Below are 26,697 nucleotides of genomic sequence, written 5' to 3' on the forward strand. Positions count from 1 at the left end.
AGTACGTTCATATGAAGAAGCGATGGAAAAGCGCAATGAAGAGTGTAGCTATGCTAACTTATCGCCATACACATGAGAAGAACGAAATATTATTAGTAGACATACAAAGCAGCAGGATAAATCATTAAAATTAACGTGAAACGAAGTTTAACCAATTTTTAGGGTAACCAATATTTTTTATACTTTTGTACGCTGAAAAATAAAATATAAAAATCATGTTTGATAATCTGTCAGAAAAACTTGAGCGTTCCTTTAAGCTTTTAAAAGGTCAAGGTAAAATTAGCGAGATAAATATCGCTGAAACCCTAAAGGATGTGCGCAGGGCTCTCCTCGACGCTGATGTTAACTATAAAACGGCCAAATCATTTACCGAAGGCGTTAAAGCCAAAGCTTTGGGATCAGATGTGCTCAATGCGGTGCAGCCCGGACAGATGATGGTGAAGATTGTTCACGACGAGTTGGCGCAGCTAATGGGTGGTGAGTCGGTTGATATTGATATTAGTGGCAAGCCGGCGGTTATCTTAATGGCAGGTTTACAAGGTTCGGGTAAAACCACCCACTCCGGTAAACTGGCCCATCTCCTAAAAAATAAAAAAGGTAAAAAACCATTGTTAGTAGCTGGCGACGTGTATCGCCCTGCTGCTATTAACCAGCTTCAGGTGTTGGGTGAGCAGATAGGAGTAGACGTTTATACCGAAGAGGGCAATAACGACCCGGTTAAGTTGTCCAAAGACGGCGTTAAGCACGCCAAGGCAAACGGGCACGATGTGGTGATTGTGGATACGGCAGGTCGTTTGGCCATCGACGAGCAGATGATGAAGGAGATAGCAGCCATTAAAAATGCTGTTACACCCCATGAAATATTGTTTGTGGTGGACGCAATGACAGGACAGGATGCCGTGAACACCGCTAAGGAGTTTAACGACAAACTCAACTTTGATGGAGTAATCCTTACCAAGCTCGATGGTGATACACGCGGTGGGGCGGCACTCTCGATACGTAGTGTGGTAGAAAAGCCTATTAAATTTGTGGGTATGGGCGAAAAGATGGAAGCCCTGGATGTTTTCCATCCCAGCCGTATGGCGGACCGGATTTTGGGTATGGGCGATATCGTATCGCTGGTTGAACGTGCCCAGGAGCAATATGATGTGGACGAGGCCCGCAAGCTCCAAAAGAAAATAGCCAAAAACCAGTTCAGCTTTAACGACTTCCTGAGCCAGATACAGCAAATTAAAAAGATGGGTAACCTGAAGGATTTGGCCGGCATGATACCCGGAATGGGCAAAGCGCTTAAAAATATGGATTTCGACGACGATGCCTTCAAGGGTATTGAAGCCATTATTTATTCGATGACCCCCGAAGAGCGCGAAAACCCTGCCGTGCTAAATGGTAGTCGCCGTAAGAGAATAGCCATAGGTAGCGGAACAAATATTCAGGAAGTGAATCGTTTGATAAAACAATTTGACGATACCCGCAAGGTAATGCGCATGATGACCCAGGGAAAAAACATGGGTCGTATGATGCAAAATATGCCGTTTGGAAGAAGGTGATATTCAGTGAACAGTGAACAGTGAACAGTGAACAGTGAACAGTTATCAATTATCAGTTATCAGTGAACAGTTATCCGCGAACAGCTTGCCCATGATATTTATATTACCGTATGGGCGGGAGAAGCTTTGATACCTTCCGCTTTTGCGAGTCAGGTTATGTATGGGTATTTGGTTCTTGATACTTGATACTCTATACTTTACTTTGTACTTTTTAAAATCAACTTTATAAACTCACCGCTTATGCAAATTATTGATGGAAAGGCCACTTCGCAAATAGTAAAGGATGAGATTGCTGCCGAGGTGAAGCAAATTAAAGCCAAGGGTGGCAAAACTCCACACCTGGCGGCTATTTTAGTTGGTAACGACGGGGGTAGCGAAACTTATGTTGCGGCAAAAATAAAAGCTTGCGAATATGTAGGTTTTAACTCCTCGTTGATACGTTTTAAAGACCATGTGAGTGAGGAGGAATTATTGGCCAAAGTACAGGAACTGAACAATAATGCGGATATTGATGGCTTTATCGTGCAACTGCCCCTACCCAAGCATATTTCGGAACAAAAAGTTACCGACGCGATAGATTACCATAAAGATGTGGACGGATTCCACCCGCAGAACGTAGGCCGCATGAGCATCGGGTCGCCGTCATTTGTGTCGGCCACACCACAAGGTATTATGGAGTTGATAAAACGTTATAAGATTGAAACTTCCGGTAAACATGTGGTGGTAGTAGGCCGTAGTAACATTGTTGGCCGCCCCATGAGTATATTGCTTTCGCAAAAAGGGTATCCGGGTGATGCCACTGTTACGGTGTGCCATAGTCGTACGGCCAATCTCCGGGAGCTTTGCTTGCAGGCCGATATTATTATTGCAGCAATTGGTTCGCCGGAGTTTGTTAAAGCGGATATGGTAAAACAAGGTGCGGTGGTGATTGATGTAGGTACCACGCGCGTTAAGAGTGATACCACAAAATCGGGATGGAAACTGAAAGGCGATGTGGCCTACGACGAAGTAGCGCCAAAATGTAGCTGGATAACGCCTGTGCCCGGAGGAGTGGGCCCCATGACCATTGCCTCCTTATTGCAAAACACCCTTAAAGCAGCCAAAAAAGAGGTTTATTAGTTGGCACTACAGACCTGAATTTTTAAATGGCAATGCTTTGCTTACCTTTGTGGGTTCATTTCAGAATATACAAATGAATAACATGAGCATTGAAAAAGAATTGATTGCACGAAGCAGTTCGGCATGTGAGCTGTGTGGTGCAAAAGAAGAATTGTCGGTATATGAAGTGCCGGACTCACCCGACAATGGGGCAGAGGAGAGTGTGTACCTTTGTGCTACTTGTAAGGCCCAAATTGAAGACCATGATAAGGTAGATCCAAATCACTGGCGCTGTCTTAACGACAGCATGTGGAGCGCAGTGCCCGCGGTACAGGTGATGGCATGGCGTATGCTCACCCGCCTTAAAGCAGAGGGATGGCCGCAAGATTTGCTTGATATGATGTACTTAGAAGAGGAAACCCTTGCCTGGGCGAAAGCGGGCAGTGAGGACGAAGACGAAGAGGCCATCAAGCATATCGATAGCAATGGTGTGCGGTTGCAGCCCGGGGACACCGTGGTGTTGATAAAAGATCTGAATGTAAAAGGTGGCGGGTTTACCGCCAAACGCGGAACAGCGGTAAGAAATATTAGTTTGGTACGCGACAACCCCAAGCATATCGAAGGCAGAGTAAGCGGTCAGCAGATTGTTATTCTTACACAGTATGTTAAGAAAAGTTAAGACCAATAAGTGTTAGCTGCCCTTAGATTAATGCTCGCAGGACAATGCGTAATGCAAGAAAAAATTAAAAAGATACATTTTTTTACATTTGTCAATAAAATTTAATACTTTTGTATAGGTTTTAAATTTGTCTAATTTTAAAAATGTGACTTATGAGCTTAGTAGGTGTTATTTTAGTAGTTATTGGAATTGTGTTGGTTAGAAGAGAAAGAAACAAATTGATGGAAAAATTAGGATCAGCCGATTCCTTCAGATAAAATTAGTTAGCATTGCTTGCTAACTTGAAAATAGGTTTAATAGAGTTAAAGCAAAATAGCAAAAGCATCCCAAGCATTAGTTGGGATGCTTTTGTTTTTTAACAAGTGCTACTCTGCGCGTTTTAAAACCGTTAAGGCGTTGTCGTTTTTCTGTATCATCTTAAAAAAATCTACAAAGTCGCTGTATTCATCTGAAGTGTATATGCCGCTGTTAAATTCGATGCGCCTTGCATAAATAAGCTTATTGCCGTTTAATTTGATTTCTGATTTGTAAATTCCATATTTGCTTTCAAGGCTAACATCTTCGGGAAGCACTTCAATGATATAACTATCGGGTAGTGTATAACAGATAGTGTCGGTATTCAGAAATTCTGAATGTACATGGATGTCGAAGCTTCGATTCTTTACTTTGCGGGGTACATAATCCCACTTGCTGGCCAGGTTAAGGGGTAAAAATAGTCTTGTTCCGCTGGATGAGGCATACTTGGGCAGGGTAAGGTTTATTTCTTCAAAAAGTTTTGGCTGGCTTGTTTGGGTATTATTTAAATTAAAACTATTGATGGTAAAGTTGGGTATGTCGAAATCTTTGTATAGCATTTTCAACTGCTGTTCTTTATCCACCGCCGTAAGTCTGTGTTTTGCATCATATTCTAAACCTGTATAGGACGAAACCAGCTGCGCCGTGCAATCACCGCTTGCCATTACTTCCACCTCTGCATTACGGTACAGTTTGTTTTCTGTTTTTCCATATTTGGGTGTTTTGGCCAGTACACCTCCCTGCTCGGTTATCAAAAGCACCTGTCGGTTATCGGTAAAATTGCCCAAAAAACCACAGGGAATGGTTTGGCTGGTGCACTCTAACCATATAGTGTCTTTTTGAAGAGGGACACATAAGATGGCATGGTTAAATTGATGCCCCACGTAGTCCACATCAAAACTATAATTTTGGGCACCTGCATTTACCAGCGTAAAGTACGATTTTATACCTGCGTGTTTTAGCAGGGCATACATGTAGTTCGATAGTGCCTTGCAATCGCCATATCCATTTTCGGATACCGTTTGGGCCGGAAAGGTTTGTATACCGCCTATGCCTATTGAAATGTTCACATAGCGGGTGTGCGATTGCATATACTGATAGAGGGTTTTTACTTTAGAGGCAGCGGTGGTGCAAGTGTCCAATAAACCATCTACTTCCATTAATCTTTCTTTTGGTAGGTGGTGCCTATCGTTGTTCAGTTGGGCAATAAACATTCCAAAGTCTTTCCATGTGTCCGATTTTCCGGTATAGCCACTATAGCTAAAATCGTTGGCATCGACACTTATGTAAGGCAAATATTCTTTTTTGGAAGGTCGGTAGGGTTCGCTTTTATAAGCAGGCATATTGGTCAATTCCCATGTAGATATTAAGGGGGTGCTTTGTTTTGCGATATGTTTGTTAAAGTTATACTCTTTAAACTTTATTTTAAGATCGGATGTATTGCGCAGTACAAAGGTGCTTTTTTCGATGGACAGATTATCCTCCCAAAGGGGATGCCATCCGTCTATCATATAGGTATTGTTTCGTTCATAACTAACAGTATATTCAATGGTGTAGGGATAACTGTTGCTTACTGGTTTGCATATTAACATACGGGTATCAGAATAGGCTGTTCCAAACGGATCGTAGCTCACATCCTCCCATTTACTCTTGTTCCACTTGTCCACCTCCTGGCCTGTTGCATTGTACATACGTGCTGACAGATCGGTGATTTTTTTATTTTCATCGTACGAAAAAGCTTCCCAGGCCTTCTTTTTCCCCTTGCTGTTGAGCACGGTGATGGCTTTTATCTGCTTAACCCGGACTTTGGTTTGCGAAATTATTTCTACTTCAAAGTGTTCGTTACGTATTACTGCGGAGGCATTTTCTTTTAAGGAATCGGAAATCAAAAAAGCCGTATAAAATAAATCCTTGGCCTGTGTGCTCAGGGATATCATCAAAATGAGCAATAGGGTAGTAGATTTTTGCATGGGTTGTTGAGTTTGTAGGGTTCAGATTTTACAGGTCAGTAGTTATACAGCATTGGAGTGTTAAGTTTGTGCTTTGATTGCATGGAGCAAGGGGCAGCGTTATTTTTACCAATGACTAAATATCGCCTGCCCCTCATTATCTAATTGTTAAATTTTCTTAATCACCACTTGTTCCGCTTCTTTACCAACTATCATTTCGTTAAATTTTTTTAAGGTGGCATATTCTGTACCCGGAAATATGGTTTGGTTTATATGATACTGATTAGTCAATTGTATGGTTCTGCCCTGGGTTGCGGTAACAAACACATATTTTCCAGCGTTGTTGGGTAAAGCAACAGCCATTTTCTCCGGTAATTCATCCACGGCATAGCCTTCAGGAACTGTTATCCGGATGACAAATTGTTTTTGTATGGGGTAGTTGTAATCTACAGGGTAGGTTCTTTCTTCGCGTTTAAAAATATTCTCCACCATTCTGTTAATCACCTTGGGGTTTAGAAAAGCCATATCGCCGGCAGCATTTATCCTGTTTTTTAAGCTGATGTTGGCTTTGAATACCACCGGTTGGCTTAAGCTATCTAAATTTTCCATTTTAAAATCCGATATCTTCGCATCTTTTATTTCTTCTTCTAACCACGTGATAAAAGATTCTTCATTTTCTCGCGCGTTGTATTTTTTTCGGAACTGAACAGCACCATAATCATCGGCTTTGTAGGTTAAGGAACCTGATAAGTTAAACTCGTTGTCCATAATTAGGTTTGCCATATACATTTCTTTCTCTGCTGTTTGCGTGTATAGGTCAACCCATTCACCTTCGCCCTGGATCACCAATCTTCCTTTCCCGTTTAAACTATTGGCGGGGAGTAGGTTGTAAGGACAGTTTACGTCGGTGGCATCCATTAATAGGCGCTGATCATCTATTATAACTGCGGCAATAACGTGATTAAACTGTGAAAGGCTTATCAGTCCGGGCCTTACCATACCATGATCCCTTGTGCTTACTAAAACAGGATCTGCCTGTAGTCCAATTTTCCTGCAAAGGGCTATCAGGTTTAAATTTATGTCGGACGAATGGCCTTTGCTGTCGTTGTAGGCTTTTCGGATGGAGCTACCCGCCTGAGTGCGGTAAGTACCATCCCATACCATTTTATTATTGATGTGCTCGTAGGCCAAGCAGGCTTTCTGCTCGGGGGTGGCGGACTGGGCCACAATGCTTTCGGCAATATCCTTAAGATGTCCGTCGTTGTTTAAGGTTAGGCCAAAGTTTTGGCCGTCCAACAGTTTTTTGTTGAGTGTTTGCCAGTCTGTGGTATAGTTTTTATAGGTATCCCAGGGGTAACGGGTCGATTGTAATTCAAACTGAACCGAAGAGAGATAATCCTTTGGTGTAGTGATATGGGGCTCGTTTTTAAAGGCCGGAACATTGGTGGCCGTATAGGTCATCTGAGTTACTTCGGCATCAAAGTCAACGGTACGTGCAGGCACCCTCCCACCATTAGCTCCGCCCAATCCCGGATTTATTGTTGCTTCCGTCCTGAAACTGAATTTTTGTCGTTTTGTATTTTGTGTTTTCTCTATTGGAATATATCCTTCCGTCCAGTTTTTGTAATGGTACCACTCAATAACATCCACTTGATATTCGGAATAAAGTGTGGGTATGTCGTCCTGGAAGCGCCAGTTTTGCAAATTATAAATATACGGGCTTTGGATGAGGTAGCTCAATTCGAGGATGGAGCCTTCCTGAATATTGGGCATGGCTACTTTTACCACATTATGGTTGCTATTCAGCTCTTCTTTAAAAATATTGTCTTTTTTCAACTTTGTTTTTTCAAGCTTGCCGTCTTTTAAATTATACACAACACCTTTTAATCCCATCAGTTTTTCTTCGTTTCCCGATCGGCTTTTGTACAGGTAAATACTGAAATTCCCTTTCTCGAATGATTCCTTATTGAAAATTTTGATGCGTACATGACGGTTAAATTCAGTAAAAATATCCTTTTCGGTAATTTTAAACTCGGTATAGCCAAAAGCGCCAAGCACTACCGCGCCGGCATTGCTGTCTATGGGACAAACCGTCATTTCAATTTCAGACTGGTCAATTTTACCAAACCTCATCCGATCGCGATTGGCGTGAGTGCAAATTGTAATGGTAAATAGAATTACCAGGGTAAGTAATACTTTGAGTAGATTCATAGCTTGTAAATTTTAATATATAGTTGAATTAGTCGGTTAGGCAAGATAGGTATTTTTATGTTTGTAATGATTCTAAATTGGTAGTTTCCATTTTTTTATTAGGTAGTAAAAGTAAACGCTGTATCGAGGGTGATATTTCTTTTAAAATGCTTTACTTTTCTGTATTAGTGATATTTAAATTTTTAAAGTAAATGTTTTATTTTTTTCAATAAGTTTTTCAATATCATTGATAGTTTTGTTCTTTTATAACACACATTTTTTATAATGACTACATTTTCATACGAAAACGGAATTTCTGATGTTCCGTTGTTGGGCGTAACCATAGGCCATAAACTAAAGGAAACTGTAAAGCAATTCCCACAGCGTGAGGCACTCTCCGTGCCGTATCAGAACTATAGCGTTAACTATAAGCAATTTTGGCAGCAGATAGAAGAAGTGGCCAAAGGAATTTTAAGTTATGGTATTAAAAAGGGGGACAGGGTAGGTATATGGTCGGCCAACCGTTACGAATGGGTGCTGGTGCAGTTTGCTACTGCCCGTATAGGGGCCATTATGGTGAATATTAACCCGGCGTATAGGGCGGCCGAATTAAAGTATGCTTTAAAGCAATCGGAGGTAAAACTTTTGATTATGAGCAAGGGTTTCCGTAAAACGGATTATATGGCGATACTCAACGAGGTACGAGCGGCATGCATCCGCCTCAGGGATATATTGGTTATTGATAAGCACTGGCAAACCATGCTTGAGGCGGGTAAAAAAATATCTACACAGGAATTGGAGGAGATAGAACATGATTTGCAGTTCGACGATCCCATTAATATTCAATACACTTCCGGAACTACGGGTTTTCCTAAAGGAGCTACGTTAACGCACCATAATATTCTGAACAACGGTTACTTTATAGGTAGACGGTTAGGGTATAACGAAAACGACAAGGTGTGTATTCCGGTGCCATTGTATCATTGCTTTGGTATGGTGCTGGCCAATATGGCTTGTATAACACATGGTGCCTGTATGGTACTCACGGGCGAGGCATTTGATGCGGAGGTGGTGATGCAAACGGTGCAAGATCAAAAGTGCACCTCACTGTATGGTGTTCCTCTTATGTTTATTGCACAACTTAATCATCCACGTTTCCCTGAGTTCGACTTTAGCAGTTTGCGTACGGGTATCATGGCCGGTGCTTCCTGCCCTGAATCAACCATGAAAGACGTACGAGAAAAGATGAACATGAAACAAGTGGGTATTTGCTACGGTATGACCGAAACATCGCCCGTAAGCACCCAAACTTTTGTAGATGATGATGATTATCGCAGATGTACAACCGTAGGTAGGGTTCATCCGCATATCGAAATAAAAATAATAGACCCCGATACCGGAAAAATAGTGCCACGCGGATCCAAAGGTGAACTATGTACCAGAGGATACTCCGTTATGCTAAAATATTGGAATAACCCGGAAGCTACCGCCTCTGTGATAGACGAGGGAGGATGGATGCATACCGGCGACCTGGCTCAGATGGACGAGCATGGTTACGTTAAAATAGTAGGTAGAATTAAAGACCTTATTATCAGAGGGGGTGAAAATATATCGCCCTTCGAAATTGAGGAGTTTTTACTCAATCATCCGGCGGTCAAGGATATTCAGGTAATTGGTGTACCGGACTTTAAATATGGCGAAGAAGTGATGGCCTGGGTTATTTTAAAAAATGGAATGCAGGTAAAGCAGGAGGAGCTGAAGAAATATTGTCAAGGCCAAATAGCCACCTTTAAAATACCCAAGCACTGGAAATTTGTAGCTGAATTTCCAACTACGGTTACCGGTAAGGTGCGCAAGGTGGAAATGCGTGAAATATCCGCCAGGGAAATAAGCGTATCGCACAGGTAGTTGTTAGCTGATATAGTTAGGCGGATTGAAACGCCTGACAGGTGTTTAAAATCTGTTAGCTTTGCTTTCATTTCCAATTGCACTCTAATTTAGTTGTTTGTTTTTTGCAATTAAATTAATTTAAAACCCTATATTCGCGCTTTCATTGGTTTTCAATTTCCATCGGGCAATTGCCTAATGGAACCGAAATTAAAAGGGAATGCCGCGCAAATCGGCAACAGTTCCCGCTGCTGTAATTCTCAAAACGGCTTTAAAAGTTTTTAACCATTGTCCGGATAAATCGGGACGAGAAGGTTTTTTAAAGTGGAGATAAGTCAGAAGACCTGCCATTGAACATTTGATTTTGCAGCCTGCGGTGAACGGGTAGCTTATCAGCACGATGTTTAATGCTACTTCCTTTTTAAGCCATCGTAAGCTGCAAAATCAAACAAATTAATTGTTTAATTAAAGCAGTTGTGATGGGAAAATCAAAAATCAATCTTTCAAAGATCAATCAATGCCACGGGATTTTATCCCTTTTGGTATTGCTGGCCGCATATAGCCGCACCATACCGTATTCCCCAGTATATATGCCTGGTACCCTGGCGACGTTTGGGGTACGCTATTTTTCAATAAAATATTTCCCGCTTATAATTGCTGTTCTTTTGTTGTGCTTTAAGGTTTTTTTTATCAATACTATAATCTGCACTCAATTTAAAACCCTGCTAGTACCCTTAAACCCGCATACCGTATGAAAAAGAAATGTCCACGATGTAAGGGTAGTTTTGAGTGTAAGGGCAGCAACATTCAAAAGTGTCAGTGTAAATCAATAAAATTATCAAGCCAAGCTTATCAATTTATCCGTGATAATTATACCGATTGTTTGTGCCTGGCCTGTTTACAACAAATAGAAAAGGAACGGCAGTGTTCGCCAAAACTGTCTGCCGTTCCCAATAATCAATAATACAATCATTTAAAAATTAACAATTGCATTATGAAACAAATTTACTTTTTTCTGCTCACTTTTTTAAGTTTGAGCATCGGAACTTTTGCACAAAGCAGCTGGTTTAACACAGCGGCTAACTATGTGGGCAAAGATATTGTTGTGGACAAGGCTTTTGCCTGTCATGATATACTTGGCAACAACTTGTATGCTATTGATAGCGACGGCCTGTATTGTTACGACCTCACCACCATGGAACAGACGCATAATTTCGGAAAGGTTCCTGAATACTCCGGCTGGGTGAGCTTTGTTACTGCTGATACGGATGGAACAAAAGTTTGGCTTGGTTATACCACCGGCGGATTAACCGACGACAGGATATACAGTGTGGATATAGGCACGGGTACCTGGACCCATGAAGCCACTTTTCCCGGTAACTTTGATATGGAATGTTATAATGGTAATTATTATGTATCGGGCTTAAATACCGAAGGATGGGATGGTGTAAACGATGTAAACTGTATCTCGCTATTGGATTTATCAGGGAATAACGATCATAAAAAACTGATTGAGGTAGGTGGCAATTCAACAGGATTGGCCATCGATTCTGAAGGAAGTGTTTTCAATGCGGTGTATAGCCCCACGGGTGAGACCTCAATGTATAAATGGGAGGGTGCTGATATAAAGGCTATTATAGATGCGGCAGACAATAGTTATCTTACCCTGACCGATGGTACTGAGCTAACCCTTATTGCCGGCAATGGCCCGTACGATTGTGACGTGGATGCTGCCGGCCATCTGATATTTAACTCCAATGATTTTACCAGCGGTAGCTATGTTGCTGTATGGGATGGCAATATAGGACAAGCCCAAAACTATAATAAAATAGGCACCTACGGTGGTTCTTCTTTCGCTTGGTTTGGTATGCTCAAAGCAACGGGTGATATTACAGCCGATGGTAAGGTATATGCGTGTAACCTGGGCGACCCATTGGCCGAAGTCAGGCTAAGCAAAGCCCCCGCTATTGCACGTCCCGTAAATGATATTCTATTGCCTAAAAATGCACCCCAAACTATAATTAATCTATCAGATTATTTTACAGTTAAGGAGGGCGAAATAATTAGCTATGCTGTAGCTTCGGAAGCCAATGAAATTTTGTTGGCCACAACTATTGATGATTCCGGTGAAAATCCTCAGCTGAATATCGATTATGTTAGTGGTAAAACAGGTATTGCACAAGTTACTGTTACGGCCAGCTCTTCCGGTGATGCAAGCGAGCTAACTTTTATTATTGAGCTTCGTGATATAGATTATTCCAATGGTGTATTTATCGTAAACGAAGATTGGTTTGGACATAGTGAAGGTACAGTGAGCTACCTGGCCTCGGATGATCAATTTGTTTATCGTGCTTATCGCCAACAAAATGAGGGAAAAACTTTAGGTACTACCACACAGTTTGGATGCATATATGGTAATCAATTTTACTTTATCTCTAAGCAAGGAAACCGACTTGTTGCCGCAGATGCAGCTAACATGCAGGAGCAAACCACTGTAGCAGAATTTAACCAGGGAAATTCTGCCGACGGAAGGGCTTTTGTGGGTGTAAGCCCTGAAAAAGGTTATATCAGTACCTCAAACGGTATCTACCTATTTGATATTGCACAATCTAAAGTTGGTGCTATCGTTGAAGGAACAGGGGGCGAAGTTGGTATTATGGTTCGTGCCGGAGCTTATGTGTTTGCCGTTAAAAAATCCGAAGTTTACATTATTGATGCAGCCACTGACCGGATTGAAAAAACCATTACCGGAACCACATATGGTGCTGTGGTGCAGGCCTTCGATGGCCAGGTATATATTGCAGCAGGCACGCAGTTAATTAAAGTGAACCCATACACGTTGCAAGAGGAGGTAATAACCATGCCCGAGGGTATCGAAATTCCATCTTCATTTGGTTTTGCATGGAGCGCCAATAGCTTCTGCGCAAGTGCCACAGAAAATGCCCTTTATTGGGCAAAACCAGCAGGATGGTCGGGCAGTACTGAAATTTATAAGTATATTATCGGCGATGATAACTCTTTAAGCATGCCCTTTGTTACACTTGAGGAGGGTATGGAGTTATATGGTGCCGGTATTCGAGTTCACCCATCAAGCAACTTGCTTTATGCAACAGGCATGAAAAGTGGCTGGGGCCATAATTCCCAATACAATACCCTATATGTATTTAACGGAACAGATGGTGCCGAAGTATCGCGTCATCCTTTAGATCCCTACTATTGGTTTACAGCCATGCCGGTTTTCCCCGATGCATTTTTACCTGAATTTAATCTTGCGGATTTAACTTTTACGCAAGGAGATAATTCGCAGTCTATAGCGCTTACTTCCATAGTGTCCGATGTGGATAACAATGATGCCTCGATACTTGTAAGTGTTGTTAGCAATAGCGATGCTTCTGTTGCAACCGCTACCATTGAAAAAGGTCAATTGCTTGTTAGTCCGGTTGGTTATGGATCAGCCTCAATAACCTTGCGCGCCAACTCAAATGGTAATGTGGTTGAGGAAAGTTTTGATGTTACTGTATCTGTATCAACCGACGTAGAGGATACAAAGGCAAATGATATTAGTATTTACCCCGTTCCGTTCGATAACTACATTCATATAAATGGGTCAGCCTTAGGTGATGCAAGCTATAGCATTGTTAACCTTAGCGGAAGGGTAGTTCAAAATGGCATGTTAAACGCTCATGTTAACCGTGTAAATACTTCGGACCTAGCCAATGGATCTTATATCATCCGGGTTAAATCTGCTGTAGGAGTGGTTACCCAAAAGGCAGTGAAACAATAAGTTGTTATTTATTCTGAGATAGTCGATTATTTTATCGGCTATCTCATTTAAACTGATTAAATATGAGGATTGTATTTTTTTTGATAGTACTGCTATGCTTACATATTACTTTAAGTTTTGGTCAGGTTCAGTATGCCACAAAACTAATGGAGTACAGGCCGGCTCCCGGTCAGCACATCAATAAATCACCGGGCTTACCGGCCAATGCCGAATCTATTTTAAATGGAGCGGCCAATCCCGGTATGATGGTATCCTTAGGGTCTTGGGGAGGTTATATTGTATTAGGCTTTGATGCCCCGGTACAAAACCATCCCGATAATCCCTATGGGGTTGATTTTACTGTTTTTGGAAATCCTTTTTTGGGTAGTTCGGAGCCTGGTATTGTTCAGGTAATGAAAGATGAAAATGGAAATGGAAAAGCGGACGATACCTGGTATGAGCTCAGAGGCAGCGATCATTTTTTATCTACCACAAAAACCAATTATACCCTTACCTACACCAACCCTAAGGCTAAAGCCGATGTGCCGTGGACGGATAGCGAAGGAAACTCGGGTGTGGTGGTTTACATGAAAGCTTTTCATCCGCAAGCGCATTACCCTATGGCTACCCACTTTCCTCTTATCAATCAGGATAGTTACGGGTTTACCGGCACATTGTTGAAATCGAGAACAACAGAAGGTAGTATCGTCGTTAACGATCAGTTTGATTATGGCTATGTGGATAATAAACCCATTAAAAGAGGTGTGTCAATGGATATTCCCGATAATCCTTATACCCTCGACGTGGTTGAAGGCTGCGGGGGTGATGCTTTTGATATTAGCTGGGCTGTGGATAAAGATGGTGCTTATGTTGAGTTGGATGAAATTGACTTTATAAGAATTTATACCGGTGTAAGTCAAAATGCAGGAGCTATTGGTGAGGTTTCTACCGATGTGTGCGGAGTGGCATTGGTTAAGCCGGATAATACGCTCACGGGCAATAGGCATGTTATTGTATGCAACCAGCCCGAAAATGTGGGTACTTACCCTGTTCAGAAAGTGTATAAATGGTATAAGGATTATACCTTCCCCTTTGAAGCACATGTGCTTACCGGCGGCAAAAAAAATGCTAATCAGCAAATTAGATGGGAGTCCAGTAATCCGATAGTCGCATCTATTGATGCCGAGGGACGATTTACAGGGCATCAAATTGGCAAAACAATCCTTACTTGCTACTGGCTGCAGGACAACAGCATTTCCAGGTCATTCGAGATAGAGATTGTAGACGATGTGCCCACAGCCATCTCTGCGGTTGAAAAGCTTGACGTAAACGTTTATCCAAATCCTGCCACTGATATAATCTATGTTGAAGGGATCACTCAGGCTTGCGTTTCCATTTATAGTGCAACAGGAGTTCTGCTTAAGGAATTCCAAAATTATGACTCAGGTAAGCCTATTACAGTTGGCGAATTACCCAAAGGGGTTTATTTGCTGAGGATTAAAAGTGGCGACCAGCATAAAACGTTACGGTTTTTAAAGAGATAAACGTGGGGTTTAGGACCCAATAGAGCACAGAGGCAAAACAATGTTCATCATAATTATTAGGGCGTAGTGGCCGCTTTTAATCGCTGTCTTTGCAGGTGGGGCGAATTATAATCTCACCGAACATGCATAAAACGCAGCTATATATATGTGTTGTATTAATAAATCGAACACGCAATAAATGAAATTCATAATTACCATAACTATTTTTTTTTGTTTATCTGCCCTATCCCGGATTTCCTATTCACAGGGAATCCGGGATTCCGTTTACCACATCCGTGAAGTGTCCGTAAGGGCCGATCGTATTTTTAAAAAAGAGGAGGCGGGTAGGAAAGAAACCAGGGTAGATTCTTTGGTTGTCATGTCAAAAATTAATCGATCCATATCCGACATACTGGCCGAAAATACTACAGTTACCATAAAAGATTACGGCCGTGGTGCCCTTGCTACCGCATCGTTCCGTGGCACCTCACCAACGCACACCCAGGTATCGTGGAACGGCATTAACATTAACTCACCCATGCTGGGTATGGTGGATTTTTCTCTCGTACCGGTTTTTATTGTGGATGATATGAGCTTGCAACATGGTGCTGCATCGGTAAGCCACAATAGCGGTGGGTTGGGCGGACACATCAGTTTAAATAACAAAGTAGATTGGAACAACACTGTGAGCGGACGTTATTATCAGGGCATAGGCAGCTATAAAAGCCACGACGAATTTGGCCAGTTTAATATCGGTAACAAAAAAGTACAATCCAAAACCCGTTTGTATCATAGTTACTCAAAAAATGATTACAAACTCATCAATAAACATCAGATTGAACGCGATGAAGAAGGAGAAGTATATAATCCGGAGCAACGCAACAAAAACGGACAATACAGCAAATACGGAATTCAGCAGGAGCTCTATTATAAAATAACCCCCCACTTGTACTCGTCGGTACGGATATGGTATCAGGATGTGGAGCGCAATATTCCGGAGGTGTTGAGTAATGAGGCCGTTGACACCATTGCCAGCCGAAAAAACGAGCAGGCCGACAATACCTTGAAGGGGGTGGTGCAGTTATCGCATTATCATCAAAAATTACAAACCAAATTTACCTCGGGTTTCGATTATCAGCAATTGGATTATGTGGTAAAAATAAAAAACAGTGGATCGCAATTGAATATGCCTGTTAACTCGGGCAGTAAAATGAAAAGCTGGTACAATAAGCTGAATATGCGTTATGCTTTTAATCCTAAGCTTAGTTCGCAGTTAAAGTTGGATGTAAACTACTTTGACATCACCTCCAGGGACAATGCCAACCAGACCGGTTATACCGAACAGCGGATGGAATATTCCTTGTTTGGAGCAGGGTATGTAAACCTTACACGGTATTTAAACCTATCGTTGGAGCTGCGAAAGGATTTTATTGCTGATGTGGAGTCGCCACTTATTTATAACATGGGTATTAGTTACAAGCCTATGGCTGATAACGACCTGGTGCTGAAAGCCAATTTTGCGCGTAACTTTCATTCGCCCACTCTAAATGATCTTTATTGGCAACCCGGTGGTAATCCCGATTTGTTGCCTGAAAAGGGGTATACCGGCGAAGTGGGGCTGCATTACATTAAAAGAATACGTAAAATGGATATGGAAACACAGCTAACGGGTTATTACTCCGATATTGATAATTGGATATTGTGGTTGCCCAGCGTAAAGGGATATTGGGAAGCGCAGAACCGTAAAAAAGTACATGCCTATGGTTTAGAGTACAACCTGAAGCTCGGCTTTGTTACCAATAAAGTTAAATATACCTTGCAGGCAACTTATGGCCTCACAAAATCCATTAATGTGGGTCAGCGCCTTGGATCCAATGATGCATCTATAGGATCGCAGTTGCCTTTTATTCCAGTACACTCGGGCAACATGCTTTTGGCCGTTAAATACAAAAGTGCATATGCCCATTATCAGTACCATTACTATAGTGTGCGTAATATTTTAAGTGCCAATGAGCAAGTGCCCGAAAATGATTTTCCGTTTTATCGCCTCTATGCGCAACACCTAAACCATGTTACTTTTGGATATCAGATAAAATTGGGTAAATCCACTAGTTGCGGTACCGAATTGAAAGTACATAACCTTTTTAACGAGGTGTATAGAAGTGCTATAAACCGAATTATGCCCCGCCGTAATTATACCCTAATGCTTATGTTTAATTTTTAACCAGTGGGACTGGAGCCAATACCAAATTCAAACCTCTTCCCGCCAAAAATAAACAAAAGGCGGCGGGATGTCGCTTTGCTCCAAACTTCTAACTTCTAACTTCTAACCTCTAATCCCTAATCTCTAATCTCTAATCTCTAACCTCTAGTCCATTATGAAACAGGCATTCATCTATTTGTTATTAATTTCTGCATTATTATCCTCCTGTATGAATGATGATGCATGGTTTGAAATGAACAAATCGGATCTTCCTCCAAGGGACTCGATCAAAGGACTTTTTATTACCAATGAGGGCAATTTTATGTACGATAATGCTTCCCTCTCGTATTACGACCCATATAAACAAAAGGTATTCAATAATGTATTTTTTAATTCTGTTGGCGTACCCCTGGGCGATGTGGCCCAGTCGATGGTTATTCGCGATTCTCTGGGTTATATTGTCATTAACAACAGTAGTAAAATATACGTTATCAATATAAATACCTTTGAATATGTAGGTAAGATTATTGGATTGACCTCACCCCGCTACATTCATTTTTTAAGCGATACCAAGGCCTATGTCACCGATCTGTATGCCAAATCAATTTCCATTATTAACCCCACCACCTTTGAAATTACCGGATCCATCAATGTGGATAACGGCGAAAGCGATTTTTACCAGCATCCCACGGAGCAGATGGTGCAATACGATAAATATGTGTTTACCAACTGCTGGAGTTACGATAACAAGATACTGGTGATAGACAGCGAAACGGATCAGGTGGTGGATTCCATTTTAACTTTAAAACAGCCCAACGCGCTAGCCATAGATAAATACAATAAAATATGGGTTACAAGCGATGGCGGCTACCAGGGCAGCCCCTACGGACAGGATACTCCGGGATTAACACGTATTGATGCCAAAACACGGGAGGTAGAAAAAGTGTATCGTTTTGATATGGATGACAGCCCATCGGAGGTAAAAATGAACGGCACACGCGATACCCTCTATTATATCAATCGACATATTTATCGCCATGCCGTAAGCGCTGACAAAGCGCCGGAAATTTTTTTGGAAAGCCAATATGGCAGTGCAGCTACCGGTGGTTTTTATGGCTTGGATATCGATCCCTATACTTCCGAAATATATGTAGCTGATGCCATCGACTACGTGCAACGTGGTGTTGTTTATCGCTATTCATCTCTTGGTGCAGCCATTGATACTTTTAAAGTGGGTATAATCCCGGGAGGATTTTGTTTTAAAAGATGATGCTAGCTTTTTTTAAAGATCGGAAGAAAGCTTAGTTGCTAACAGTGACAGAAAGAATCAATGAATATGCTGGGTTAAATGTAGCTGGGTTCATTTTTTCAGCTGCACCTTTTGCTCTTCAATCTTTTTCGCATCGGTAACAAAGGAAATGCCCTGTTGGCCACTGGTGCCAATCATCACAGTCTGTATTAATAATTGATCGGCGTACTTTGTTGCGCCCCATTTAACAATGAAGTTGGCCCCTGCACCCCCGGTGATTTGCTTTTCATCTACCACAAACTCTATGGCTTCCAGTGGGGTCAATAAAATAGTGGAATCTACATAGCTATATAAATGGGTTCCATACGAATCGTGGTAATTGGCCAGGAGTATATAGGCCGAATCCGTGCGCGAAGTATTACGGATACTTAAGGTTACCGTCAGACTAAAACGTCGGGTGCCATCACGATGATAAATATCGGAATAAACCGGTACGTAATCCGTCTGCACATAGGCTAAATCAGATCCGCTGATAGGGCTGTAGTTATAAATATGGCTAGGGTGGCTTTTTTTGCTGTCGCTGTCTGATTCACGCAGCTGACAGGCATTAGTGGAAAGTATTAAGCCGAGCAAAAGAAGCCATGGGAAATTGTTTTTTTTTATAGACATAGGTGAATCGTTTTGAACTATGTTTAAATACCTTTTTTGTAAAGTTAATAAATATGGCAGGTATATTTTTGTGTGAAACGATTTATTGCAAATAATAGTAATAATATCTATCTTTAAAACGGAAGAAAACAGCAAAAGTACGATGCATTTTTTGCTGTCCTTTTGCTAGTAGAAAAGTCGATCGGATAAATGCAGAATAAGAAAAGGTGATTTCGTCTTTTGCTTTCTATGCAGTATATTAGCCGGTCTTTTTAATTTAAACGGGATATGCCGAATAATAATGCCTTTAATTCTGATGTTTTACCTGTTGCTGGCTACGGCCAAAAGCAAGGGGGCGAGGTAGCTGTGCATAGCCACCCTCAGAAGGAAAGTGGAATAGCGGTATACCCCATGCGCGGTATTCCCTGCTTAGGGATAAAGAAAAAATACTACATCTGCACCGGGCATAAAAATACAATGAAACGATTATTGATTCCCAAAATAGTGTTTCAGCCGGGAAAAGAAAAAAAAGTTCACCTATAAACAGTTTATCAACTAATTTTTAATGGTTTTTGTAATTGTCCCCGGGTTATTTGCAGGGTTGGTAAACAGTACAAATAAGTAAAGGATTTATTATAATACATATGAGAGGAGTCATAGGAATGTTATGTGTAGATGAGGTAAGTTGTTTAATGAGTTACCCGTCTACCGGACAGGCCGGCATCGAATACCAATAAAGAACAATTAATTACAATGAGATGAAAGGAAATATTAAAATTACCGAATTGGATTATGAACGCTTAAATAGTCTTATAAGCAGGGCTAAAACGGACAGTAGCATTGAGTTTAAAAATTTGGATGTGCTGGCCAGTGAAATTAAGCGAGCCACAAAAGTAGATTCTAAAAAAATTGAACCGGAATTTGTGACCATGAATTCCGTGGTAAAAGTGGTTACGGTTGGAACGAATAAACCAATGACGGTGAAGGTGGTGTATCCCAAGGATGCTGACTTTAAAAAGAGGCATGTCTCTATTTTTTCGCCACTCGGAAGTGCGCTGTTAGGTTACAAAGTGGGCGACACGGTATCCTTTGAAGCGCCCAAAGGCGAAATAGACATTAAAATTGAAAGTATTGATTATCAACCCGAATCAAGCGGCGATTTCTCCTTGTAAATAGAAGATAAGTAACGGATAGTTTTATACCTAACAGGTTTATTTGTGAAACGTAAATAAACTTGTTAGGTTTTTTATTTTTATAAGGTGTAACTATTTTTGAGCTATGGCAAATTCAGAATACCCATTATATAAGGTGGAAACCTTAATTAAATTGTGCTGGTTGGGGAATACAACAACAGGAGTGGATGCGAATATCGACCAGGATATTATTGCTTTGGGCTTGCAGCATGGCGTGGGTGCCTGGTGTTACTCCAGACTTATAAGTATCGATTCTAAATATGCGAATGATGAATTGTTGTTACCCTGGAAAAAACTATACATTCAAACATCTATTAAATATCAACAAAAGCTAAAAGTTTTCACACAAATAAAAAAGCTATTTTTAAAAGATAATATTTCTGTGATTGCTTTAAAAGGTATGGCGCTGGCTTCTGGTGTATATAAGGATGAAGGGGTTCGCCCTATGGGCGATATGGATTTACTTGTTCCCGAAGGAGAAGGGATGCGAGCGCTTCAAATATTGTTAAAGGCTGGTGCACAGATGACGGTTGTCCCACGTTCTGTATTACATGAGGAGGTTCATTCACACGTAAGAGCAATTTTATTTCATGGTATTCTTATCGAAATTCATCAGCGTTTGTTTTCAATGGGCGGTACTTTCTATATAGATAGCATCGATTTATTTGAGCATTCCATTAATATTACCAAGCAAGGTGTCAATTTGCAGATATTGAGTGATTTGCACATGGGCTATCACCTTGTGGCTCATGCAGCGTCAAATATAGTGGGGGGAGGACTCCGGCTGGGGTGGCTGTTGGATGTGGCTTTATTATGGAATCAGGTAGCGGATAAAAATAAGTATATGCTTGATGTTTTGGCTGTTAAACCCTGTCTCAAAAAAGAAATGACACGTGTCTTTTATATGGCTTCTTTATTTTTGCCTAATCTAAACCGTAGTGTATTGTTTGAAGAAAAGGAAGTTCTTCAAGATATAAGCAGCTTGATGATAGTGAGTAAGGTGGAAGAAAAACATCGCGTTATCAATATTGTTGAAATACTTAGGACGCCAGGCTTAGATAAAAAGATGAAACTTTTATGGCGAGAGTTTTTTCCCGTGGCCGAATATATGCGGTATAGATATAAAACGCACACCGTAACTCCATGGCTTTACTTTAAAAGAATATTTAGGTTTTAAGAGGAGGGAGGTGCTTAACACTTCTATTCATTCAATTCCCCTGTTTGGCTTTAAACTGAAACATATCTTTACACTGCCCCCTTTTCCAAGGGGGAATAGGCTTTGTGCTATTGCAGAAAATCTATTTGGATTAACGTTAAGTTTTCCCCCTTAACAAAGGGGGTGATGTATGTAGTTGCTTGATAGGTATAGGTGTAGGGGGATTTGTTATTGCAGATGAGGGATGGGTTTCAATCAAGCCTCTACCAATTCAACCCCCCTGCCTGGCTTTAGATTGAAATAAGACTTTAAACTACCCCCTTTTCCAAGGGGGGGAATAGGCTTTTTGTTATTGCAATATGTCTGTTTGGATTAACGGTGGGTTTTCCCCCTTTCCCAAAGGGGGTGATGCATGTAGTTGCTTGGTAAATATGGATACAGGGGGATTTGTTTTTGCAGATGAGGGATGGGTCTCAATTAAGCTTCTATCATTTCAATCCCCCTATATGGCTTTAAATTGGAATAAGACTTTAATCTGCCCCCTTTTCCAAGGGGGAATAGGCTTTTTGTTATTGCAATATGTCTGTTTGGATTAACGGTGGGTTTTCCCCCTTTCCCAAGGGGGTGATGCATGTAGTTGCTTGATAAATATGGATACAGGGGGATTTGTTTGTGTTGATGGGGGAGGTGATTTCAATTAAGCTTCTATCTATTCAATCCCCCCTATATTGCTTTAAATTTAAGCATGGTTATTAATGACCCCCTTTTCCAAGGGGGAATAGACTTTGTGCTATTCCAGTAAATCTATTTGAATTAAAAGTAGATTTTCCCCCTTAACAAAGGGGGTGATGTATGTAGTTGCTTGATAGGTATAGGTGTAGGGGGATTTGTTTGTGCAGATGAGGGCGGTGATTTCAATTAAGCTTCTATCATTTCAATCCCCCTGCCAGGCTTTAAATTGGAATAAGACTTTAATCTGCCCCCTTTTCCAAGGGGGAATGGATTTGTTTAATTGCAAGAAATCTAATTGGTTTAACGGTGGGTTTTCCCCCTTTCCCAAAGGGGGTGATGTATGTGGTTGTTTGATAAATATGGATACAGGGGGATTTGTTTGTGCAGATGAGGGCGGTGATTTCAATTAAGCTTCTATCATTTCAATCCCCCTGCCTGGCTTTAAATTGGAATAAGACTTTAAACTGCCCCCTTTTAAAAGGGGGAATGGATTTGTTTAATTGCAAGAAATCTAATTGGTTTAACGGTGGGTTTTCCCCCTTTCCCAAAGGGGGTGATGTATGTAGTTGTTTGGTAAATATGGATGCAGGGGGATTTGTTTGTGAAGATGAGGGATGGGTCTCAATCAAGCCTCTACCAATTCAATCCCCCTGCATGGCTTTAAATTGGAATAAGACTTTAAACTGCCCCCTTTTAAAAGGGGGAATAGGCTTTGTGCTATTCCAGAAAATCTATTTGGATTAACGGTAGGCTTTCCCCCTTTCCCAAAGGGGGTGATGCATGTAGTTGCTTGGTAAATATGGATACAGGGGGATTTGTTTGTGCAGATGAGGGATGGGTCTCAATTAAGCTTCTACCTATTCAATCCCCCTGTTTGGCTTTAAATTGGAATAAGACTTTAAACTGCCCCCTTTTAAAAGGGGAATAGGCTTTGTGCTATTCCAGAAAATCTATTTGGATTAACGGTAGGCTTTCCCCCTTTCTCAAAGGGGGTGATAAATGTAGTTGCTTGATAGGTATAGGTATAGGGGGATTTGTTTGTGCAGATGAGGGCGGTGATTTCAATTAAGCTTCTATCATTTCAATCCCCCTGCCTGGCTTTAGATTGAAATAAGACTTTAAACTGCCCCCTTTTCCAAGGGGGAATAGGCTTTTTGTTATTGCAAGAAATCTGTTTTCTTTGACGGTGGGTTTTCCCCCTTTCCCAAAGGGGGTGATGTATGTAGTTGTTTGATAGGTATAGGTGTAGGGGGATTTGTTTTTGCAGAAGAGGGATGGGTTTCAATCAAGCCTCTACCAATTCAATCCCCCTGTTTGGCTTTAAATTGAAAACAAGACTTTAAACTGCCCCCTTTTAAAAGGGGGATTGGATTTGTTTAATTGCAAGAAATCTAATTGGTTTAACGGTGGGTTTTCCCCCTTTCCCAAAGGGGGTGATGCATGTAGTTGCTTGATAGGTATAGATGTAGAGGGATTTGTTTGCGCAGATGAGGGATGGGTCTTAATTAAGCTTCTATCATTTCAATCCCCCTATATGGCTTTAAATTGGAATAAGGCTTTGAACTAGGCTCTTTGTTTCTTGATATCAAACTTTAAAACGACATAAATAAGTGCTATTTTTGTACTTTTTGAAACCAAATGACCCCGCAAGATGCCGCAACTAAACGGGATGATGGAACAAGTTGCTGAGAAGAGAAGCCGGAAATAATACAGAAAACAAATTATAAACATTATAAATAAAACAGCATGACACAAAAGCAAGTATGGATGATTTTATGCCTATGGGCTGGCCTGATGGCGACTCAGGCGACAGCCCAAAGCACAGCTGACTATCAGGTGGTGCCTTTGCCACAAGAGATTAACGAGGAGCAGGGGCAACCTTTTTTATTAACAACAAAAACGGTGATTGCTTATCCCGACGGCGGAGCGCAGATGGCGCAAAATGCCGCCTTTTTGAGCGAGTATATCCATGAGCAAACGGGGATGGAACTAAAAACAAAGGCTAAAGATGGTAAAAATGCCATCGTCCTGCGTATAAACGCCGACAATGAAAAGCCGGAAGGCTATACCATTAAGGTAGACAACCAAGGTGTACTAATTACCGGAGGAAGTGCAGCCGGTGTGTTTTACGGCATTCAAACCCTGCGTAAGTCCCTGCCGGTACAGCCGGTGGCAAGCGTGAAGCTGCCCGCCGTGAGCATCCAGGATGCGCCCCGCTTTGGCTACCGCGGTATGATGCTGGATGTGGCGAGACATATGTTTTCGGTAGACGAGATCAAGACCTACATTGATATGCTGGCGCTGCACAACATCAATAACTTCCATTGGCATCTGAGCGAGGATCAGGGCTGGCGTATCGAGATAAAAAAATATCCCCGCCTGACAGAGATTGGCTCTCAACGTAAAGAAACAGTGATTGGTCGCAATAGTGGGGTGTACGATGGTCAACCCTACGGCGGTTTCTACACCCAGGAGGAAATCAAAGACGTGGTGGAGTACGCGCGCAAGCGCTACATTAATGTGATTCCGGAAATCGATATGCCCGGACACATGCTGGCGGCATTGGCGGCTTATCCCGAGCTGGGGTGTACCGGCGGCCCCTACGAAGTGTGGACGCAGTGGGGTATCTCGGATGATGTATTGTGCGTGGGTAACGACAATACATTGAATTTTGTGAAGGACGTGCTGAACGAGGTGATGGATCTCTTTCCCTCAGAATTTATTCATATTGGTGGCGATGAGTGCCCCAAAGCGCGATGGAAGGAATGTGATAAGTGTCAGGCACGTATAAAGGAGCATGGTCTGGAAGCTGATGAGGCTCATAGTGCCGAAGAGCGATTGCAGAGTTATTTTATCAGCTATGCCGAGAAGGTAGTTAACGATCGGGGACGGCGTATGATTGGCTGGGACGAGATACTCGAAGGCGGTCTGGCACCCAATGCCACGGTGATGTCGTGGCGCGGTATGTCCGGCGGTATCCAGGCAGCACAGATGGGGCACGATGTAGTGATGACACCCAACTCGCATGTGTATTTCGACCATTATCAGTCCACCGATGTAGCGCGCGATCCCCTGGCTATTGGAGGTTATTCACCCTTAAGCAATGTGTATAACTTTGAGCCTGTTCCGGCAAAGCTTAAGCCCGAGCAGCAGAAGCATATCCTGGGTGCACAGGCCAACTTGTGGACTGAATATGTGCCGGTGTTTTCGCATGCCCAATTTATGGTGCTCCCCCGCATGGCGGCATTATGCGAGGTGCAATGGATGCAACCGGAAAATAAGGATTATGATGCCTTCCTGGGGCGACTGCTCAATCTGATAGAAATTTATAAGACGCAAGGGTACAATTATGCTAAACATATCTACGATATCGAAGCCTCTTATACACCCAATGCAAAAGACGAAACCATTGATGTGCATCTTAAGGCACTCACCAATAGCCCCATTTATTATACCGTGGACGGAACAGCGCCTGTGAAACACTCACCGGTGTATAAGGATGTGCTCAAGATCAACAAGGATGCTTCTATCAGCGCCCGTACTTATTTTGATGATGGTGCCAGTCGCGTGTTGCGCGAGAACATCGTATTTAGCCAGGCAACCACCAAACCCATAGAAGCATTGCAACCCGTGGATAAGCAGTATAGTTTCAAGGGTATTAGTACCCTGGTGGATGGCTTGCAAGGAAATGATAATTACCGCACCGGAAGATGGATTGCCTTCAGAAGAAATGACCTGGAGGCGGTAATCGACATGAAGCGACCAAGCAGCATTAAAGAAGCCTCCATTAACACAAACGTTGTAAAGGGCGATTGGATTTTTGATGTGAGAGAGTTTAGCGTACAGGTGTCCGACGATGGCATAGCCTACCGTACAGTGGCTACCCGAAGCTATCCATCCCTTTCGCAGAATGATGCCGATGGAATTAAAACCCATACGCTTAAGTTTGAGCCCGTACAAGCACGTTACGTGAAGGTGATAGCCGTACCCGAAAAAGAAATGCCCGCATGGCACGGCGGTAAAGGGCACCCTGCCTACTTATTTGTAGATGAAATTGTACTGAAATAATTAAAGATTAAGCTTTGATACCAAGACCTGACAGGCCGATTCGCTTGTCAGGTCTTTTTTGTTTAAGATATGCTGTTCAGCGTAGTAAGATTTAAGATTGATTTCGCTGTTGGCGGTTGCTTCTTTCAATTCAATCCCCCTGCCTGGCTTTAGATTGTAATAAGGTTTTTGAGCTGCCCCTTTTAAAAGGGGGAATAGGCTTTGTGCTATTCCAGAAAATCTATTTGGATTAACGGTAGGTTTTCCCCCTTATCAAAGGGGGTGATGAATGTGGTTGCTACTTGTAGATAGTTGCAGGGGGATTTGCTTTTGCAGTTGAGGGAAGGTTTTTGATGGAGCTTCTTCCTTTCACCACAACCACCCCGTCTGCTATTCGTGCCTCATAGCATCCACCCCTCCTTTAAAAGGCGGGGAGCCGGTAAAACTCTAATGGGGCTACCAACCCGAAGTTGTTACCACTCTGTTTACTGTTTCATGTTCCTAATTCAATCCCCCTATATGGCTTTAAATTGAAA

At 41.9% G+C, this 26,697-nt stretch carries 16 protein-coding genes and 1 riboswitch; of the genes, 13 read left to right on the forward strand and 3 right to left on the reverse strand.

The features are described 5' to 3' along the window. Positions 1–215: 215 nt before the first annotated feature. The 3 genes from ffh to FN809_RS17925 all read left to right on the forward strand — a co-directional run bounded on the left by ffh (position 216) and on the right by FN809_RS17925 (position 3,327). Entirely contained in the window at positions 216–1,550 is a 1,335-nt protein-coding gene (gene ffh, locus FN809_RS00875) for a signal recognition particle protein (RefSeq protein ID WP_142531594.1), read from the forward strand. 240 nt (positions 1,551–1,790) lie between these two features. Beyond that, the gene (gene folD, locus FN809_RS00880; RefSeq protein WP_142531595.1) at positions 1,791–2,669 is read left to right on the forward strand and encodes a bifunctional methylenetetrahydrofolate dehydrogenase/methenyltetrahydrofolate cyclohydrolase FolD; all 879 of its coding nucleotides are present in this window, start codon (positions 1,791–1,793) and stop codon (positions 2,667–2,669) included. A gap of 82 nt (positions 2,670–2,751) precedes the next feature. Further along, a complete protein-coding gene (locus FN809_RS17925) occupies positions 2,752–3,327 on the forward strand; it encodes a PhnA domain-containing protein (RefSeq protein ID WP_142531596.1) in 576 nt (191 codons plus the stop codon). Between the two features lie 365 nt (positions 3,328–3,692). Here FN809_RS17925 and FN809_RS00890 read toward each other — a convergent pair whose 3' ends face one another. Beyond that, a complete protein-coding gene (locus FN809_RS00890; RefSeq protein ID WP_142531597.1) occupies positions 3,693–5,591 on the reverse strand; it encodes a DUF3857 domain-containing protein in 1,899 nt (632 codons plus the stop codon). Between the two features lie 147 nt (positions 5,592–5,738). Beyond that, positions 5,739–7,781: a DUF3857 domain-containing protein gene (locus tag FN809_RS00895; protein WP_142531598.1), complete on the reverse strand. Its 2,043-nt coding sequence runs from the start codon at positions 7,779–7,781 to the stop codon at positions 5,739–5,741. A 264-nt stretch (positions 7,782–8,045) separates the two neighbouring features. On the opposite strand from FN809_RS00895, the gene FN809_RS00900 reads away from it, so the two are divergent. The 6 genes from FN809_RS00900 to FN809_RS00925 all read left to right on the forward strand — a co-directional run bounded on the left by FN809_RS00900 (position 8,046) and on the right by FN809_RS00925 (position 18,406). Next, positions 8,046–9,668 carry an AMP-binding protein gene (locus FN809_RS00900; RefSeq protein WP_142531599.1) on the forward strand — a complete coding sequence of 541 codons (1,623 nt, stop codon included), beginning with the start codon at positions 8,046–8,048 and terminating at the stop codon, positions 9,666–9,668. Between the two features lie 129 nt (positions 9,669–9,797). Then, a riboswitch (cobalamin riboswitch) is annotated at positions 9,798–10,013 on the forward strand. Positions 10,014–10,398: 385 nt separating this feature from the next. Further along, positions 10,399–10,611, forward strand: coding sequence for a cysteine-rich CWC family protein (locus tag FN809_RS18165; RefSeq protein WP_142531600.1), 213 nt, complete (start codon positions 10,399–10,401; stop codon positions 10,609–10,611). Positions 10,612–10,641: 30 nt separating this feature from the next. Then, complete coding sequence (locus FN809_RS00910; RefSeq protein WP_142531601.1) at positions 10,642–13,431, forward strand: DUF5074 domain-containing protein; 2,790 nt, start codon at positions 10,642–10,644, stop codon at positions 13,429–13,431. A gap of 62 nt (positions 13,432–13,493) precedes the next feature. Then, complete coding sequence (locus FN809_RS00915; protein WP_142531602.1) at positions 13,494–14,954, forward strand: T9SS type A sorting domain-containing protein; 1,461 nt, start codon at positions 13,494–13,496, stop codon at positions 14,952–14,954. A 178-nt stretch (positions 14,955–15,132) separates the two neighbouring features. Continuing rightward, entirely contained in the window at positions 15,133–17,157 is a 2,025-nt protein-coding gene (locus FN809_RS00920) for a TonB-dependent receptor plug domain-containing protein (RefSeq protein ID WP_142531603.1), read from the forward strand. A gap of 154 nt (positions 17,158–17,311) precedes the next feature. After that, positions 17,312–18,406 (forward strand): YncE family protein, encoded by a 1,095-nt coding sequence (locus FN809_RS00925; protein WP_246095372.1) that lies wholly within the window; start codon positions 17,312–17,314, stop codon positions 18,404–18,406. A gap of 90 nt (positions 18,407–18,496) precedes the next feature. On the opposite strand, the gene FN809_RS00930 is transcribed toward FN809_RS00925, so the two are convergent. Continuing rightward, entirely contained in the window at positions 18,497–19,054 is a 558-nt protein-coding gene (locus FN809_RS00930; protein WP_142531604.1) for a DUF3124 domain-containing protein, read from the reverse strand. Between the two features lie 267 nt (positions 19,055–19,321). Between FN809_RS00930 and FN809_RS00935 the strand changes: the two genes are divergently transcribed. From FN809_RS00935 to FN809_RS00950, 4 genes are all read left to right on the forward strand, one after another. Next, a complete protein-coding gene (locus tag FN809_RS00935; RefSeq protein ID WP_142531605.1) occupies positions 19,322–19,576 on the forward strand; it encodes a hypothetical protein in 255 nt (84 codons plus the stop codon). Positions 19,577–19,791: 215 nt separating this feature from the next. Beyond that, entirely contained in the window at positions 19,792–20,205 is a 414-nt protein-coding gene (locus tag FN809_RS00940; protein WP_142531606.1) for a GreA/GreB family elongation factor, read from the forward strand. Positions 20,206–20,341: 136 nt separating this feature from the next. Beyond that, entirely contained in the window at positions 20,342–21,403 is a 1,062-nt protein-coding gene (locus FN809_RS00945; protein WP_185957389.1) for a nucleotidyltransferase family protein, read from the forward strand. Positions 21,404–23,860: 2,457 nt separating this feature from the next. Continuing rightward, the gene (locus tag FN809_RS00950) at positions 23,861–26,182 is read left to right on the forward strand and encodes a glycoside hydrolase family 20 protein (protein ID WP_142531608.1); all 2,322 of its coding nucleotides are present in this window, start codon (positions 23,861–23,863) and stop codon (positions 26,180–26,182) included. Positions 26,183–26,697 lie beyond the last annotated feature (515 nt).

The organism is Saccharicrinis carchari, from assembly GCF_900182605.1.
In the GTDB taxonomy this organism is placed as follows: domain Bacteria; phylum Bacteroidota; class Bacteroidia; order Bacteroidales; family Marinilabiliaceae; genus Saccharicrinis; species Saccharicrinis carchari.